This window comes from Phycicoccus avicenniae, assembly GCF_050496545.1.
GTDB lineage: Bacteria > Actinomycetota > Actinomycetes > Actinomycetales > Dermatophilaceae > Phycicoccus > Phycicoccus avicenniae_A.
Map to the genome: position 1 here is coordinate 23,478 of NZ_JBNVZV010000012.1, position 16,999 is coordinate 40,476.

Annotated in this window: 13 protein-coding genes; 8 read left to right on the forward strand and 5 right to left on the reverse strand. The window is 72.6% G+C overall.

Translation table 11 applies throughout. The features are described from left to right. Positions 1 to 5: 5 nt before the first annotated feature. From ACQZ2A_RS11580 to ACQZ2A_RS11595, 4 genes are all read left to right on the forward strand, one after another. Positions 6 to 314: a DUF3039 domain-containing protein gene (locus ACQZ2A_RS11580; RefSeq protein ID WP_430211008.1), complete on the forward strand. Its 309-nt coding sequence runs from the start codon at positions 6 to 8 to the stop codon at positions 312 to 314. Between the two features lie 313 nt (positions 315 to 627). Then, positions 628 to 1,611 (forward strand): zinc metalloprotease, encoded by a 984-nt coding sequence (locus tag ACQZ2A_RS11585; protein ID WP_430211011.1) that lies wholly within the window; start codon positions 628 to 630, stop codon positions 1,609 to 1,611. A gap of 95 nt (positions 1,612 to 1,706) precedes the next feature. Then, on the forward strand, positions 1,707 to 3,473 hold the full coding sequence (locus ACQZ2A_RS11590; protein ID WP_430211014.1) for a DEAD/DEAH box helicase: 1,767 nt from the start codon (positions 1,707 to 1,709) through the stop codon (positions 3,471 to 3,473). A gap of 89 nt (positions 3,474 to 3,562) precedes the next feature. Next, complete coding sequence (locus ACQZ2A_RS11595) at positions 3,563 to 5,410, forward strand: bifunctional metallophosphatase/5'-nucleotidase (protein WP_430211017.1); 1,848 nt, start codon at positions 3,563 to 3,565, stop codon at positions 5,408 to 5,410. A 66-nt stretch (positions 5,411 to 5,476) separates the two neighbouring features. Here the strand turns inward: ACQZ2A_RS11595 and ACQZ2A_RS11600 are convergent, their stop codons facing one another. Next, positions 5,477 to 5,968 carry an Lrp/AsnC family transcriptional regulator gene (locus ACQZ2A_RS11600; RefSeq protein ID WP_430211021.1) on the reverse strand — a complete coding sequence of 164 codons (492 nt, stop codon included), beginning with the start codon at positions 5,966 to 5,968 and terminating at the stop codon, positions 5,477 to 5,479. A gap of 107 nt (positions 5,969 to 6,075) precedes the next feature. On the opposite strand from ACQZ2A_RS11600, the gene hppD reads away from it, so the two are divergent. Then, on the forward strand, positions 6,076 to 7,314 hold the full coding sequence (hppD, locus tag ACQZ2A_RS11605) for a 4-hydroxyphenylpyruvate dioxygenase (RefSeq protein WP_430211024.1): 1,239 nt from the start codon (positions 6,076 to 6,078) through the stop codon (positions 7,312 to 7,314). 52 nt (positions 7,315 to 7,366) lie between these two features. On the opposite strand, the gene ACQZ2A_RS11610 is transcribed toward hppD, so the two are convergent. Then, entirely contained in the window at positions 7,367 to 8,200 is an 834-nt protein-coding gene (locus tag ACQZ2A_RS11610) for a DUF427 domain-containing protein (protein ID WP_430211027.1), read from the reverse strand. A gap of 87 nt (positions 8,201 to 8,287) precedes the next feature. Here ACQZ2A_RS11610 and ACQZ2A_RS11615 point away from each other — a divergent pair, with 87 nt between their 5' ends. After that, the gene (locus ACQZ2A_RS11615) at positions 8,288 to 9,115 is read left to right on the forward strand and encodes an RDD family protein (protein ID WP_430211030.1); all 828 of its coding nucleotides are present in this window, start codon (positions 8,288 to 8,290) and stop codon (positions 9,113 to 9,115) included. 1 nt (position 9,116) lies between these two features. On the opposite strand, the gene fahA is transcribed toward ACQZ2A_RS11615, so the two are convergent. Together fahA and ACQZ2A_RS11625 are read right to left on the reverse strand one after the other, a co-directional pair. After that, complete coding sequence (fahA, locus tag ACQZ2A_RS11620; protein WP_430211033.1) at positions 9,117 to 10,337, reverse strand: fumarylacetoacetase; 1,221 nt, start codon at positions 10,335 to 10,337, stop codon at positions 9,117 to 9,119. Positions 10,338 to 10,369: 32 nt separating this feature from the next. Beyond that, on the reverse strand, positions 10,370 to 11,227 hold the full coding sequence (locus ACQZ2A_RS11625) for a hypothetical protein (protein ID WP_430211036.1): 858 nt from the start codon (positions 11,225 to 11,227) through the stop codon (positions 10,370 to 10,372). A gap of 71 nt (positions 11,228 to 11,298) precedes the next feature. Here ACQZ2A_RS11625 and ACQZ2A_RS11630 point away from each other — a divergent pair, with 71 nt between their 5' ends. Next, positions 11,299 to 11,505, forward strand: coding sequence for a hypothetical protein (locus ACQZ2A_RS11630; protein ID WP_430211039.1), 207 nt, complete (start codon positions 11,299 to 11,301; stop codon positions 11,503 to 11,505). A gap of 109 nt (positions 11,506 to 11,614) precedes the next feature. Continuing rightward, positions 11,615 to 13,828, forward strand: coding sequence for an RNA polymerase recycling motor ATPase HelR (gene helR / locus ACQZ2A_RS11635; RefSeq protein ID WP_430211041.1), 2,214 nt, complete (start codon positions 11,615 to 11,617; stop codon positions 13,826 to 13,828). Between the two features lie 72 nt (positions 13,829 to 13,900). On the opposite strand, the gene ACQZ2A_RS11640 is transcribed toward helR, so the two are convergent. After that, positions 13,901 to 16,885: an FG-GAP-like repeat-containing protein gene (locus ACQZ2A_RS11640; protein ID WP_430211044.1), complete on the reverse strand. Its 2,985-nt coding sequence runs from the start codon at positions 16,883 to 16,885 to the stop codon at positions 13,901 to 13,903. Positions 16,886 to 16,999 lie beyond the last annotated feature (114 nt).

The following is a 16,999-nucleotide window of genomic DNA, read 5'->3' on the forward strand; positions in this document are numbered from 1 at the left end:
GGCGCATGAGCGAGACCCTCCCGCCGCCCAGCGACCCGAACGCCCCGCAGGGTGAGCCCGGCGGCCCGCAGACGCAGACGGCCGTCCTGGAGCGCACGGAGACCGTCCCCGAGGTCGCCGAGCCCGGTGACCACGAGCGCTTCGCCCACTACGTGCGCAAGGAGAAGATCCTCGAGAGCGCGCTGTCGGGGGAGCCGGTCACGGCCCTCTGCGGCAAGGTCTGGATCCCCGGCCGCAACCCGGACAGGTTCCCGGTCTGCCCCACGTGCAAGGAGATCTACGAGGGGCTGCGCCCGCCGGAGGACGGCGACTGACGCCGGCGCCCACCGCCGGGTCGAGGTGATGTCGGGCCGTCTCGCAGTCCCCTTTCACCTCGACCGGCGAGCGGTCGGGAACCTTTGCGGGGCGGCGCGCGTCGGCTCCTCGGAGCGCCGGCGGGGTGGTCCCGCGGACCTTTGCGCACTTCTTACGTCCCGATGACCCGTTGTTGGGACCGGGGGCGTATCGCGCGAGGCGCAGGTCTTACCCAACCCTGACGACGGGCAGACCCACCACCCCGTGCCCCCCGCCTAGCGTCCTGCGGGTGCCCTCGCCGACCGGCCGGGCCGTACCCCTGGAAGGACGTCCATGCGTACCCGTTCCCTGACCGCCCTGGCCGCGCTGACGCTCGGCGTCGCCGGTGCCCTCGTTCCCGCCTCCGCCTCGCAGGCCCGCCCGATCGCGGGAGACGCGGTCGCCTCCGCCTCCGCCGAGTGCGTCACCCACGCCGAGGTCGGCGGCCGCCAGGCCGGTGGACGCTTCGACCCCCACGAGCTCACCCCGGCGCAGGCCCGTGCGAACGACGCGGCCCTCCAGAAGACCCTGGCCGCCAAGGGCTACGCGACCGGCTCGGACGGCAAGGCCGTCTCGGCGTCCGCGCAGCGCAGCGCCTCGGCGAAGAAGCCGGTCGCCGCCGCGTTCGCCGGCGGCGTCGTCGACGTCTACGTCCACATCATCACCGACGGCACGAACGGCAAGCTGACCGCGACGCAGGTCAACAACCAGATCTCGGTCCTCAACGCCGCCTACTCCAGCGCCGGCTTCTCGTTCCGCCTCGCGGGCACGGACACCACGACGAACGCCTCCTGGTACTCCGGCCTCACCGACGGCACCACCCAGGAGCGCCAGATGAAGACCGCCCTGCGCAAGGGCAACATGGGCGACCTCAACCTCTACACCGCCGACCTCGGTGGCGGCCTCCTCGGCTGGGCGACCTTCCCCAAGGCCAGCCTCGACACGATGGACGGCGTCGTCATCCTCGACGAGTCGGTCCCCGGCGGCAGCGCCGCGCCGTACAACCTCGGTGACACCGCGACCCACGAGGTCGGTCACTGGCTCAACCTCTTCCACACCTTCCAGGGCGGCTGCTCCGGCGGCGACTCGGTGAGCGACACCCCGGCCGAGGCCTCGCCCGCGTCCGGTTGCCCGACCGGCCGCGACACCTGCACGGCCACCGGCCTGGACCCGATCAAGAACTTCATGGACTACTCCGACGACGCGTGCATGGACCACTTCACGACCGGTCAGAACACCCGCATGCAGAACGCCTGGCTCGCCTACCGCAACGTCTGAGCACGCCTGCGGCGCTAGCACACACCGAAGGCCCCGACGAGTTCGTCGGGGCCTTCGGCGCGTCGTCGTGACGGCGGTTAGGGTGGCGCTCGCTCATGAGTACCTCTGCCGCCGGCCACCTGTCACCCGCCTACCCCGAGCGGGCCGCGTGGGGTACCGCCGCCAAGCTGCGCGCCTGGCAGGAGGAGGCCCTCACGGCCTACCTCGGGCAGGAGGGCAAGGACTTCCTCGCCGTCGCGACCCCCGGCGCCGGCAAGACCACGTACGCCCTGCGGATCGCCACCGAGCTGCTCGACCGCGGCCTCGTGCGGGCCGTCACCGTCGTCGCCCCCACCGAGCACCTCAAGACCCAGTGGGCCGATGCCGCGGGCCGCGTGGGCATCCAGCTCAACCCGTCGTTCTCGAACTCGGCCGGCGTGCACTCGAGCGAGTACGACGGCGTCGCCCTCACCTACGCCCAGGTCGCCGCGAACCCCGGCCTGCACAAGCAGCGCACCGAGGCCGAGCCCACGCTCGTCATCCTCGACGAGATCCACCACGGCGGCGACGCCCGCTCGTGGGGCGACGGCATCCGCGAGGCGTTCACCCCGGCGGTGCGCCGGCTCTCGCTGACCGGGACGCCGTTCCGCTCCGACACCAGCCCGATCCCGTTCGTGCGCTACGAGATGGGCCAGGACGGCATCCTGCGCTCGGCCTCGGACTACACCTACGGGTACGCCGCGGCCCTGCGCGACGGCGTCGTGCGGCCCGTCCTCTTCCTGGCCTACGGCGGCGCGATGCGCTGGCGCACCAAGGCCGGTGACGAGGTGGCCGCCCGGCTCGGCGAGCCCCTGACCAAGGACATCACCGCGCACGCGTGGCGCACCGCGCTCGACCCCAAGGGCGAGTGGATCCCGGCGGTGCTCCGCGCCGCCGACAAGCGCCTCTCCGAGGTGCGCCGGCACGTACCGGACGCCGGTGGGCTCGTCATCGCCTCGAACCAGTCCGCGGCGCGCGCCTACGCGCGCATCCTCACGGCGGTCACGGGGGAGGAGACCACGGTCGTCCTCTCCGACGACGCCGGCGCCAGCGCCCGGATCGAGCAGTTCGCCGGCTCCGAGACGCGGTGGATGGTCGCCGTCCGGATGGTCTCCGAGGGCGTCGACGTGCCCCGGCTCGCGGTCGGCGTCTACGCGACGTCCACCTCGACCCCGCTCTTCTTCGCCCAGGCCGTCGGACGCTTCGTGCGGGCCCGACGCCGGGGCGAGACCGCCTCGGTGTTCCTGCCGTCGGTGCCGGTCATCCTCCAGCTCGCCGCGACGATGGAGGAGGAGCGCGACCACGCGCTGAACCGGCCGAGCAGCGACGAGGACGAGGCCTCGCTGTGGGCCGAGGAGGAGGGGCTCATCGCGGCGGCGAACCGCACCGAGTCCGCGCTCGACCTCGAGGAGTCCCGCTTCGAGGCGCTGGAGTCCGACGCGCACTTCGACCACGTGCTCTTCGACGCCAAGCAGTTCGGCCTGCACGCCGAGGTGGGCTCGGAGGAGGAGCAGGACTACCTGGGTCTCCCGGGGCTGCTCGAGCCCGACCAGGTGGCCCTGCTGCTCCACGAGCGCCAGGCCAAGCAGGCCAAGGGCGGACGCACCCGCGAGAGCGCGCCGGCCGGTCCGAGCCCCGTCGCCCAGCACCGCGCGCTCGCCGCGCAGCGCAAGGAGCTCAACAAGCTCGTGGCCGCCTACTCGAGCAAGACCGGTGCGGCGCACGCGAACATCCACATGGACCTGCGGCGCGCGTGCGGTGGCCCGGAGCTCGCGTCGGCCACGAGCGAGCAGGTGACCGAGCGGATCGCCAGGATCCGGCTCTGGTTCGTCGGCCGCCGCTGAGGGCGTTCTCAGGCCGTTCACCTGCGGGTCCACATCCGGCCGCACCCCCGACGCGCGGGGCGGCCCCGGCCGGGCTATGGTCCCGAGCCGTGACCGACACTCCCTTCTCCGCAGCCACCCGCCGCCAGCTCCTCACCCTCGCCGCCGTCGGCGGGGCCGGGGTCCTCGCCGCCCCCTCCGCGAGCGCCGACGAGCGCCACCACCCCGGCCACGGCCACCACGGGAAGACCACCCGCGTCACCGTGCTCGGGACCACCGACCTGCACGGCAACGTCTACAACTGGAACTACTTCGCCAACGCCGCCTACAGCGACGCCAAGGGCAACCAGATCGGCGTCGCCAAGGCCGCCACGCTCATCAAGGCGATGCGCGAGGAGCGCGGCGCCGAGCGCTGCATCACCCTCGACGCCGGCGACACCATCCAGGGCACCCCGCTCGCGTACTACTACGCGAAGATCGACCCCATCACGAAGGGCGCGAAGCACCCGATGGCCACGGCGATGAACGCCGTCGGTTACGACGCCGCCGCCCTCGGCAACCACGAGTACAACTACGGCCTGGACACCCTGCGCGCCTTCGAGAAGCAGTGCCGCCACCCGCTCCTGTCGGCGAACTCGGTCGACTGGGACACCGGGCGCCCCGTCTTCCGGCCCTACGTCATGAAGCGCATCCACGTGAAGGGCCAGAAGCCGGTGACCGTCGGCATCCTCGGCCTCGTGACGCCGGGCGTCGCCATCTGGGACGCGGCCAACGTCGAGGGCAGGGTGAGGTTCCCCGGCATCGTCGAGCAGGCCAAGGTGATGGTGCCGCGGATGAAGCGCGAGGGTGCCGACGTGGTCGTCGTCTCCTGCCACTCCGGCGCCACGACCTCGTCGAGCTACGGCGACGCCCTGCCGTACCCGGAGAACGCGAGCAGCCTGCTCGCCGCGCAGGTCCCCGACATCGACGCGATCCTCGTCGGGCACGCCCACGTCGAGATTCCGCAGCAGTACGTGACCAACGAGAAGACCGGCCGCCAGGTGCTGCTCACCGAGCCGCTCTACTGGGGCATGCGCGTCGCGGTCATGGACCTCGACCTCGAGCAGGTCCGGGGCCGCTGGCGCGTCGTGAAGTCGACGAGCTCGCTGCTCAACGCCAACACCGTCCCCGAGGACCCGCGCATCGCCGCGCTCGTGCGCCCGGCCCACGAGAAGGTCCTCACCTACGTCAACTCGGTCATCGGCACGAGCACCGCCGCGATGTCGGCCGCGACCTCGCGCTACGAGGACACGGCGGCGATGGACTTCATCAACCTGGTGCAGGGGCAGGCGGTCAAGGACGCTCTCGCGGGGACGCCCCAGGCGGACCTGCCGGTGCTCTCCATCGCCGCGCCGTTCAACAAGGACGCGGCCATCCCGGCCGGCGAGGTGACCGTGCGCGACGTCGCCGGGCTGTACATCTTCGACAACACCCTGCTCGGCATCACCTTCACCGGCGCCCAGGTGCAGGCCTACCTCGAGTGGTCGGCCCGCTACTTCAAGCAGGTCACCGGCGCGGGGCCGTTCACGCCGGACCAGGTCACCAACGCCGTCACGCCGACCGCGCCCACCGGCACCCCGGACTACAACTACGACATCATGGGCGGCCTCGACGCGCCGCTGACCTACGACATCGACATCGCCAAGGACCCCGGTTCGCGCATCACGAACCTGCAGTACGCCGGTGCGCCCATCGACCCGGCGCAGCAGTTCGTCATCGCGATCAACAACTACCGGCAGTCCGGCGGCGGCAACTTCCCCGACGTCAAGACGGCGCCGGTGGTCTACAACCGGCAGGTCGAGATCCGTCAGCTGCTCATCGACTGGGTCACCGCGAAGGGCCAGATCGACCCGCCTGCCTTCGCCGCCCAGGACTGGAAGCTCGTCGCGAACGGCACGCCGGTCGTCATCACCGGCTGACGGCAGCCACAGCCGGTCGAGAGTAGAGAACACGCCGTGTGCAGCCCGACGCACACGGCGTGTTCTCTACTCTCGACGGGTGTCGGCGGCCGCCGCCACGAGCGGCCCGGTGCGGTGCGGCAGGTGGGTCACGAGGCAGATCGCCGTGTTGGCCCGCAGCACGTGGACGTCGTCGATGATCTCGTCGATGATCCGGCCGAGGTCGGCGTTGTCGCGGGCCGCGACCCGCACGACGAGGTCCCCGACGCCGGTGATCGAGTGGATCTCGAGCACCTCCGGGATGGCGGCCAGGTGCGCGACGACCGGCTCGTGGCCCTGGCGCTGGCTGATCTCGAGGGTGCAGAAGGCCGTCACGGGGTAGCCGAGCGAGGCCGGCTCGACGTGCGGGGCGAAGCTGCGGATGACCCCGCGCTCCTGGAGGCGGTCCAGGCGCGCCTGCACCGTGCCGCGGGCGACCCCGAGCCGCCGGGAGGCGCCGAGCACGCCCACGTGCGGGTCGTCCGTGAAGAGCGCGATGATGCGGGCGTCGAGGGCGTCCACCCCGTCCTTGATGGCCATGGTCACATCGTCCAGTACGAGGGGGGTCCGGGGCAACAGCATGCACATCGTGTGCACCGTGTCGTGGAGTGGTTGCACATCCCGCCCAGCCCACCGACAGTGGCGGGATGACCGACACGACGACGACGTCCGCCAGCCGCCTCGACCTCACCGACCAGGAGCGCGCCGCCGAGCTCGACCTCGAGCAGCTCAAGCAGCTCGTCGGCCTGGTCGAGTACGACGAGAGCACCGACCCGTTCCCGGTCACCGGCTGGGACGCCATCGTCTTCGTCGTCGGCAACGCCACGCAGACCGCGCACTACTACCAGAGCGCCTGGGGCATGGAGCTGGTCGGCTACACCGGCCCCGAGAACGGCACGCGCGACCACAAGGCCTTCGTCCTGAAGTCCGGCTCGATCCGCTTCGTCGTCAAGGGCGCCGTCACCCCCGACAGCCCGCTCGTGCAGCACCACGCGGCGCACGGCGACGGCGTCGTCGACATCTCCCTCGAGGTTCCGGACGTCGACAAGTGCGTCGAGCAGGCTCGTCGCGCCGGTGCCACCGTGCTCCAGGAGCCCGAGGACCTCACCGACGAGCACGGCACCGTGCGCGTGGCGGCCATCGCCACCTACGGCGAGACCCGGCACAGCCTCGTCCAGCGCGTCGTCGACGGCGCCACCTACGCCGGGCCGTACCTGCCCGGCTACGTCGCCGCGTCCTCCAGCTTCGTCAAGCGCGACGGCGCCCCCAAGCGCCTCTTCCAGGCCCTCGACCACATCGTCGGCAACGTCGAGCTCGGCCGGATGGACGAGTGGGTCGGCTTCTACAACAAGGTCATGGGCTTCGTGAACATGGCCGAGTTCATCGGTGACGACATCGCCACCGACTACTCGGCGCTGATGTCCAAGGTCGTCGCCAACGGCAACCACCGGGTGAAGTTCCCGCTGAACGAGCCGGCCATCGCCAAGAAGAAGAGCCAGATCGACGAGTACCTCGAGTTCTACGGCGGCCCCGGCGCCCAGCACCTGGCGCTCGCGACGAACGACATCCTGCGCACCGTCGACGAGCTGCGCAAGGAGGGCGTCGAGTTCCTCGACACCCCCGACGCCTACTACGACGACCCGGTGATGCGTGAGCGCATCGGCGAGGTCCGCGTCCCGATCGAGGAGCTGAAGTCGCGCAAGATCCTCGTCGACCGTGACGAGGACGGCTACCTCCTCCAGATCTTCACCAAGCCGCTCGGCGACCGCCCGACCGTCTTCTTCGAGATCATCGAGCGGCACGGTTCGCTCGGCTTCGGCAAGGGCAACTTCAAGGCGCTCTTCGAGTCCATCGAGCGCGAGCAGGAGAAGCGCGGCAACCTCTGACGCCCGCCGCCACGACGCCCGCCCGGTCCTCACCGCGGCGGGCGTCGGCGCGTCAGGAGCGCTCCTGGTCCGCCGGGGAGGACCAGGGGGTGACGGGGCGCGGCACGGGCACGTCGTCGACGACGAGGTCGGTGCGCTCGGCGTAGAAGCAGACGAGGTCGCGCACGGCCGCGACCTCCGGCAGCGGGTGGGGGTAGGACCAGGCGACGTCCTCGACCGCCGGCCGCCCGTCACGGGCCGGCAGTGACCAGTAGCGGGCGTCGCCCTTGTAGGCGCACGTGGTGACCGAGCCGCTCGGCTCCAGCAGGTCGAGACGCACGTCCTGCGCGGGCAGGTACCACCGCACCGGGATGTGCGTCTCGTACAGCGCGGTCGGGCGGCGCGTGTCGGCGAGCACGACGTCGTCGACACGGACGACGACGTGGCGGTCGGCGGCCAGCACGTCGATCCGCTTGAACGGGTCGTGGGGGTGACCGGTGACGGGCGTGGCCTCCTCGACCCAGTCGAAGGGTGCCCACTCGAGCACCACCCGGCCGCCGAGGTCGGGGTCGTCCGGCATGAACGCGCAGTCGGCCACCACCTCGTCGCCGACGACGAGGTCGTGGGACCTGCCCGGCGTCGTGTGCCACCCGAAGTTCACCGGGCCGAGCACCGGAGGCACGTGCGGCGGCAGCGGGGTCGGGGGACGGGGCGCGAGACGGGCGGACAGGTCACGCACCGGGACCGCGTACATCGGCACGACGCGCCGCGGCTCCCACACGAGCACCGCGTCGGTCGTGTCGAGCACCGGTACCCCGCCGAGGCTCGCCCGGATGCGACGGGTCACGGGCTCCCAGCGGAGCTCGGCGACGAGGGAGGACAGGTGCTGACCGAGCCGGAGTGCCATCCGACGATGGTCCGCCCGCCCGTGCACCCGGGTCAACGGGCCCGGGCGGCCGCGAGGGCGTGCAGGTGCGCGTGAGACGCTGAGCCCATGACGACCCCCACCGCCGCCGGGTGGTACGACGACCCCGAGGACGCGGCGCAGCTGCGCTACTTCGACGGGATCGTCTGGACCGCCCACACGACGACGAAGGTGTCCCCGACCGCGGCCGCCTCGACCATCGGCCGCTCGCCCGAGGTGCGCCCGGCCGCGGAGCGGAGCCAGACCGAGCACGGGTGGACGACCAGCCCGGGCGCCGGGGGGCCGGGCACCGACTGGTCCTCCGCACCGGCCGGCGGCGCCTACGCCTCCTACGGCGCGCCCACGGGGAAGCGTCTCCCGGACGGGGCCGTCCTCGCCGAGTGGTGGCGCCGGTTCCTCGGCCGTCTCGTCGACTCGGTGCTCACCGGGGTCCTCACCGGGCTGCTCGCGCTGCCCTTCCTCGGGGACTTCGTCGACACCTTCCGCGACTACGTCCAGCAGTCCCTCGACGCGGCGGCGGCCGGCTCCGCGACACCCCCGTCGGACGCCGCGCTCCAGGCGGCCGTCGGCGACATCCTCCTGCCGGTCACGCTGCTGTCGCTGGCGGTCGCGCTCGTCTACGAGGTCGGCTTCCTGCTGTGGCGTTCCGCGACACCGGGGAAGATGCTCCTCGGGACCGTCGTCCGGCGGGCCGCGGCGGCCGGGCCCGTGACGTTCACCGTCGCCGCGCGCCGGCAGGTCATCAAGGTCGTCACGACCGTGCTCGGGCTGAACGCGCTGCTCGGGTTCCTCGGCCTCTTCCTGCAGCTGCTCGACCCGGCCTGGCTGCTCTGGGACCCCAGGCGGCAGACGCTGCACGACAAGGTCGCCGACACCGTCGTGGTGCGGCGGCGCTGACTCAGCGTGCGGGCCGGATGGTGCCCGCGCACTCGCCGAAGCCGACGACGGACCCGTCCGCGCCCGGCGCGGTGGCCCGCAGGACGACGGTGTCGCCGTCCTCGAGGAAGGTGCGGCTGCTGCCGTCGGCCAGGGTCACCGGCTCCTGCCCGCTCCACGACAGCTCGAGGAAGCTGCCCCGGGTGTCCTTCGCGGTGCCGCTGATGGTGCCGGAGCCGAAGAGGTCGCCGGGACGGACCGTCGCGCCGTTGACGCTGAGGTGGGCGAGCATCTGCGCGGGGGACCAGTACATGTCGCGGTACTCGGGCCGGGAGACAACCGTGCCGTTCCACTCGACCTCGACGTGCACGTCCAGGCCCCACGCGGTGCCGGCGCCCTCGCCCGAGCCGCGCAGGTAGGGGAGCGGCTCGGGGTCCTGGCCGGGCAGCGGCACCCGGGCGGCGCGCAGCGCGTCGGTGGTGACGACCCACGGGCTGATGCTCGTCGCGAAGGACTTGCCGAGGAACGGGCCGAGCGGCACGTACTCCCAGGCCTGGAGGTCGCGGGCCGACCAGTCGTTGAGGAGCACGACGCCGAAGAGGTGCTCGTCGGCGTCGGCGAGGTCGACCCGGTCGCCGAGCGCGGTGCCGCCGCCGACGACGAAGCCGAGCTCGGCCTCGATGTCGAGGCGGACGCTGGGGCCGAAGGTGGGGGTGGCCTCGGTGGGCGGCTTGCGCTGGCCGGTCGGGCGCACGACGTCGGTCCCGGAGACCACGACGGTCGCCGAGCGGCCGTGGTAGCCGATCGGGAGGTGCTTCCAGTTGGGGGTCAGCGGCTCGGAGTCGGGCCGGAAGATGCGCCCGACGTTGGTCGCGTGGTGCTCGCTGGCGTAGAAGTCGACGTAGTCGGCGACCGAGAACGGCAGGTGCATCGAGACCTGCTCCACGGGAACGAGGTTCGGCTCGACGCAGTCGCGGTACTCGTCGTTCGACAGGTGCTCGGTGAGCCACTCGCGAGCAGCCGTCCACGCGGGCCGGCCCTCGGCGAGGAAGGCGTCGAGGGACCCGCCGCGCCAGACGGCGGCGGACTCCATCCCGGCCCGCTCGGCGCACGCGGCGAGGTCGAGGACGTGCTCGCCGACGCGGACGCCGACCCGACGCTCGCCGTCGCCCTCGGAGAAGACGCCGTAGGGGAGGTTGTGGAGGCCGAAGGGGTGGTCGGCGGGCAGGTCGAGCCAGGTCATGGCGGGTCCTTCCGGACGGGGGGTGGTCGGGGTCAGGGCGTCGGCAGGCCGAGGGCGGCCAGCTCGGTGAGGGGGTCGGTGACGGTGCAGCAGCCGTACGCGGTGAACGCGGCCCGGACCGCGGCCACGGTCTCGGGCGTCCAGGCCAGGACGAGGTCGGCGAGCGCGGCGGCGTCACGCACCGCGAGCAGCCCGGCGACCACCTCCTGCGAGGCGCCGGCGCGGGCGGCCTCCGTCGCGACGAGGACGTTGAGGACGCCGTGGTTCTCCTCGGGGACGCCGGCCACCTCGTAGGTCCCGCGCACGGCGTGGTGCAGGCCGCCGGTGAGCTTGAACGGAACCGGGGCGGCCGCGGCGGCCCGCAGGAAGCCGGCGAGCTCGGCCTCGTCCGGCCAGGGCCACGCCGGGGTGGGGCCGGTGCGGAACTTCGCGACCACGGCGTCGCCCTCGGCGACCGACGCGCGGACGTCGGCGAGCGCGGTGGCCTGGTCCTCGCCGCTCCGGGCGACCTCGAGGGCGAGCGGGAGGTCGCCGGGCAGGTCGAGCCGGCGCCACCCGGGCGTCCACCCGAGCTCGGCCGCGACGAGCCGGACGCGCGGGTCGGCGTGCAGCAGGGCGATGCCCTCGCGCAGGGCCGAGGGGTCGGTGCCGGGGCGGGCGACGACGGAGAGGTCGAGGGGCTCGGGGCGCTCCCAGCATCCGGCGTCGAGGTGGGAGAGGACCTCGGCGGCGGCCGACGCGGGGACGAGCAGCGGGCCGACGCTCGGTCCGTACTCGGCGGCACGGTGCCCGGCGTGCCCCGAGACGGCTTCCGCGAGAGGGCTGTTGCCGGGTGGGAAGACGGCCGCGTCGTCGACGAGGGCGCGCAGGAGGTCCGGCGTCGTCGGCATGCCGTCCAACCTATCGCGGTGTCCGCGTGCTCCGGCCCGGGGAGGGGGTGGGCTCGCGTAGCGTCGAGGGCATGAGCGACGACACGGGTACGGACGGCGGGGGCCAGGTCTCCGAGGTGGCGCAGATGCGTCCCGAGGACGCGGACACGCCGATCAGCGACGACCAGGCGGTCGCGGGGCAGCCGGACGGTGAGTCAGGGGAGGTCCAGGAGGGCCCCACCGGGCCGAACGCACGGGTTCCCGGTGACGACGGCGAGGAGCCCTCGCACGGCAACTGACACCCCCGTGTCCCCCTCCACTCCCAACGTATAGCGCACCCGGGGGCTTGTGGCAAGGCCCCCTCTCCGGTCCATGATCGTCGGCCCGACCACCGACACCGGAGCCGATGTGCCTGCACCCACCACCCGCGTCTTCGCCCTGCCCGACCACCTCGCCGCCAAGGACGACCCGACCCTCGTCGCGGCGGACGAGGCCTTCTTCAGCCGCCTCGCCGACACCCTCGAGTCCCGCGTCTCGGAGCTGTCCGACCGCCTCGACGCGGAGCGACGGGCTCCCGGCGGCACGGGTCAGGAGGCCCTCGACCGTGACCTCGAGGTCCACCGCCTGAGCAGCCGCCTGCGCACCCTGCGCCGGTACGGCATCGACCTCTGCCTCGGCCGGATCGTGCCGGCCGACGGCTCGCCGCCCGTGCACATCGGGCGGCTCGGCCTGAGCGACGGGACGGGAGATCCGCTCCTCGTCGACTGGCGCACCCCGGCCGCCGAGCCGTTCTTCGCCGCCACGCACGGCGACCCGCACGGGCTCGCCAGCCGCCGGCGCTACCGCTGGGCCGGCGGGTGCATCGTCGACTACTGGGACGAGGTCTTCACCGCGGAGGGCCTCGAGGGGCACGCCGCGCTCGACGACCAGTCCGCCTTCGTCGCGAGCCTCGGGAGCAGCCGCACACCGCGGATGCGCGACGTCCTCGGGACCATCGCCGCCGACCAGGACGCCGTCGTGCGGGCCGGGTCGCGCGGCGCCCTCGTCGTCGACGGCGGCCCGGGTACCGGCAAGACGGTCGTGGCGCTGCACCGCACGGCCTACCTGCTCTACTCCGAGCCGCGCCTGGACCACCGGCACGGCGGGGTGCTGTTCGTCGGGCCGTCGCAGCCGTACCTCTCCTATGTCTCCGACGTGCTGCCCAGCCTCGGGGAGGAGGGGGTCCGCACGTGCATGCTGCGCGAGATGGTCCCCGAGGGCGCGGACGCCCGGCCCGAGGTGGATCCGGAGGTGGCGCGGCTGAAGTCGTCCGGGCGCTGGGGCGAGGTCGTCGAGGCCGCGGTGCGCTTCTACGAGGAGGCGCCGGCCGCGTCCATCGCGGTCTCGACCGAGTGGACCGACGTCGTCCTGACTCCCGAGGACTGGGCTGAGGCGTTCGCGGCGCCCGAGCCGGGGACGCCGCACAACGAGGCGCGTGACCGGGTGTGGGAGGCGCTGCTCGAGGTGCTCGTCGACCGGGTCGCGGCCGAGGTCGAGGACGGCTGGGGCGAGGAGCAGCCCGATGAGGAGGAGTTCGACGCCTATGGCGTGACGACGGAGGACCCCGCCGAGCGCTACCGGCGCGCCCTGGCATCCGGCGAGGACCTCGTCGACGCGTTCGCCCGCGCGTGGCCGCTCATCGAGCCGACCGACCTCGTGGGAGACCTGTGGACGGTGCCGGCGTACCTGAGGCTGTGCGCGCCGTGGCTCGCGGCGGAGGAGGTGCGGGCGCTCTGGCGGTCCGACCCCGCCGCGTGGACGGTCGAGGACCTGCCCGTGCTCGACGCGGCGCGGCGCCGGCTGGGCGACCCGGGCGCATCGCGGCGCCGGGCGCGGCAGCGGGCCGCCGAGGCCGCCGAGCGCCGGCGGATGGCCGAGGTCGTCGACCACCTCATCGCCTCCGACGACAGCGACCTGAAGGTGATGTCGATGCTGCGGGGGCAGGACCTGCGTTCGGCGCTCGTCGACGAGGGGGCGATGCCGGCCGCCGACGCCGATGCGCTGGCGGGCCCCTTCGCGCACGTCGTCGTCGACGAGGCGCAGGAGCTGACCGACGCGCAGTGGCGGATGGTGCTCGACCGCTGCCCGTCGCGGAGCCTGACCGTCGTCGGGGATCGCGCGCAGGCCCGGCACGGCTTCACCGAGTCGTGGGAGGAGCGGCTGGCGCGGGTGGGGCTCGACGCGGTGACGCTGGCCTCGCTGACCCTCAACTACCGGACGCCCGGGGAGGTCATGGTCGAGGCCGAGCCCGTCATCCGCGCAGCCATCCCCGACGCGAACGTCCCGACCTCGGTGCGCAGCAACGGGATCCCGGTGGTGCACGCACCGGTGGCCGAGCGCGACGCCGTGCTGTCGGAGTGGCTGGCGTCGCACACCGAGGGCGTCGCCTGCGTGGTCGGGGACCCCTCGTTCGCCGCGACCGACCGGGTGGCGTCGCTGCGGCCGGAGGAGACCAAGGGCCTGGAGTTCGACCTGGTGGTGCTCGTGGAGCCGGGGCGCTTCGGCGACGGGATCGAGGGCGTCGTGGACCGCTACGTCGCGATGACTCGCGCCACCGAGCGGCTGGTGGTGCTGGCCGGCTGAGCGGCCGCCTTCGGCGTCACCGTCGCGGGTGGGGCGTCCAAGGTCGCACGGATGCCCCACCCGCTCGGGGCGCTACATCAGCCAGTTGTGGGTCCAGCCGCCGCCGACGGCCGACCGGTTGTTGAAGAACGGCGCGGCGGCTCGCCCCTGACCGGGGTACATCCACAGTGTCCCGTCGGTCCCGACACCGGCGATGTCGCCCTTCCCGTCGAGGTTCCAGTCCTCGATGGACAGGATCTGCGCGAACGCGTTCCACCCGCTGCCCTCCGTGATCCGTGCACCGAGCCCGAGGCCTGAGGAGAGGCCGGGGTAGACGTACATGACGCCCGACGGGTTGTTCCGCGCCATGATGTCCGCCCGGCCGTCGCCCGTCACGTCGCCCGGGAAGAAGAGCGTGTAGTTGGTCCACACGAGGCCGATCTCGTAGCCGCGCGTCCCGGGCTCGACGGCGATGCTGCCGTTGTCGTTGTCCAGCAGCCAGAGACGACCGTCGCTCGTCGTCGCGGCGAGGTCGGGGTCACCGTCCTCGTCCCAGTCACCGGCACCGTAGATCTGGGTGTAGGCCGAGGCGTCGAACACGGTCGGGTTGAGCAGGTTGTCGTCGGTGAGGTACTCCACGGCGGTGGTGTCGTAGCCTCCGGCGCCGTTGCCCCGGAGAAGCCGCAGCTTGCCCCCGGTCAGTGCGACGACGTCGTTGGTCTCCACGTCGTCGAGGGGCCCGTCCCAGTTGCCCACGTCGACCGGCTTGGCCCCGGCACCGAAGTCGCCGCTGTTGGTGACGGCGCACCCGCCCCCTGCAGCGAAGGTCGTCGCACCCGTACCGATCGTCCCCGCGCCCAGGTAGTCGCAGACCACGGAGTCCGTGTACCAGCGCTGGATGTCGGGCTTCCCGTCGCTGTTCACGTCCCCTCGGGTGTACGGCGACCCGGACGGGACCGGGGCGGCGTTGATGTCGAAGGAGCTGTTGATCCCGGAGGAGTTGCCGGCCGCGTTGACGAGCTCGATGTTCAGCGTCGCCGGACCGGTCCTCGTCGGCATCAGGGTCACCACGGCCTTCCCTGCCGAGACCGGGGCCCTGAAGATGGGCTCGCGGTCGAAGGCGAGCCTGACGTACGCGGCGTCGGCAGGCGTCGTGATCGTGAAGACGGACGGGCGTCCCGCGCTGCCCTGTGGGCCGTTCGGGTTCTCCGAGAAGTCCACGAAGTCCGGGCTGGTGACGGTGACCTTGGCCGGGTCCGGCGCCGAGTGGTCCACGGTGAACGAGCACGTGGCCGTCGGGGCGGACCACCGGGACACACCGTTGGCATCCTTCGCGACGGTGCGCGCCTCCCAGTACCACTTGCCGGGCCCGAGGGTCTGCCCGAGCTTGTAGACGGCGAGCGTGCCCGCCGTGGCGGCCACGGTCCTGACGGTCGTCGGCGTCGGCGTCGTGCCGTACTTGAACTCGACGGCGACCGTGCCGCCGTCCTTGTCCTGGGGGACGGCGCGCAGCTCGATGTCCGTCTTGCCGATGAGGCCGCCCGTGCACGGGGTGTACGGGTTGGTCGTCGCGGACGTGGGTGTCGTGGGGAGGTTGTCGTAGGTGACGGAGAGCGACGGGTTGTTCTGGAACCGCTTGAAGGCGTAGGTGTCCGTCTCGTTGGCCGCCCGGAGACCGATGGCCATGTACGACCACTTGCCCTTGGCTGCGTTGGTCGCCTGCTGGGTGACGTCGAACTCCACGCCGCCCGAGGGGTTGGGGCACGGGGAGGCCTGTCCGCTGAGGTGCCAGTTGTAGGCGAAGGACTTCGCCGCCTGCTTGTACGCCCAGGTGGGCTGGGTGTCCCACGTCGTCTTCGACGAGATGCTGTTGGTCGCCCAGACCTGCATCTCGCGCGCGGTGCACGACCAGGACCACGTCTCGTTGAGGCGGAAGGTGGCCTTCAGCACGCTGGTGCCGGCGAACCCGGTCGACTTCATGTGGAAGAAGCTGCGCTTCGTCGTCCCCTCGTCCGCCTCGTACCCGACGCGGGCATCCCCCGTGGAGTTGTAGTAGCTGACACCGGGGAACTTCTTGTCGACGTAGGTCCACGCCACCTTCCCGCCACTCCACACCGGGTCGATGTGCACGGGGAAGGTGGTGTCCGCCGCCGTGAGCAGGGCCCGGTCCGGGACGATGTTGAGCATCCGCCCGGAGAGTCGAGTACCCATCGGGCGCGACCGTGCGCCGGCACCGGCACTCATGAAGCGGTCGGACGCCGTCCGGCCGGACGTCGAGCGGGCTCTCGGTGCCGCGAGCTCGGCCTGGGTCTGCGGCCCCGAGGAGTCCCACATCCCGGGCCGGGCCGACGAGAACACCGCTCGCCCAGCGGAGTCGACGGCCTGGACACCGCCGTTGTCGGACCGCAGCCGCAAGCCGGGTGCGTCTACGGAGAAACGCACCGTCCGCAGCGCGGGGTTGGCCGCGGCCTTGCGGTCCTTGACGACCAGCACCTCGGAGAACGTGTCGGTGTCCGCGGTCAGGACCAGGTCGACACCGGGCAACACCTCGGGGTAGGTGGCCCGGTCGCCTTCGACGACCGGCGCCGGGAGCGTGACACCGGGCCAGCCGAAGGACAGGGTCCGCTGCTCGGAGCCCAGGGTGGCCACGGCCCCGGAACCGCCCGCGGAGAACGACATGGGAAGGGCTGCGGCGCGCGGTCGGAAGCGGTGTCCCTCGCGCACCAAGGTGTTGTCGACCGCGACCCACTGGCCGGAGACCCGCGTGCGGACGGGGCGCGGGCTCGTCGTCAGGGTGAAGGTGCCGTCGGCGTGCGCCACCGTCTCCGAGGTCTCCGTCGTCAGGCCGGTCACGACGACGTCCTTCCGCTCGCGGTGCGCGAGGGCGGCGGCCGTGGCCTCGGTCAGACCCTCTCCGGGTGCGGGCGTCACGCTCCTCGCGGTGGCGCGCGGGGGACCGCTGGGTTCGGCGCCGGTCGCAGGGGCAGCCAGCACGGCCTGCCCTGCGCCGAGGGCCAGGACCGTGGCGAGGCCCGACGCGAGGAGAGGGCGCTTGCGCCAGGTGGTGTGTCCGGTCATGTGAACCTCGGCTCGGAGTCGTCGTCCACGGTCGAGATCCGGCTCGTGGCGGCCGGAGCGTAGCGCGCGGGTTTTCCTCTGCGGAAGGGCTTTCCGGCGTATGGCGCGAAAGTT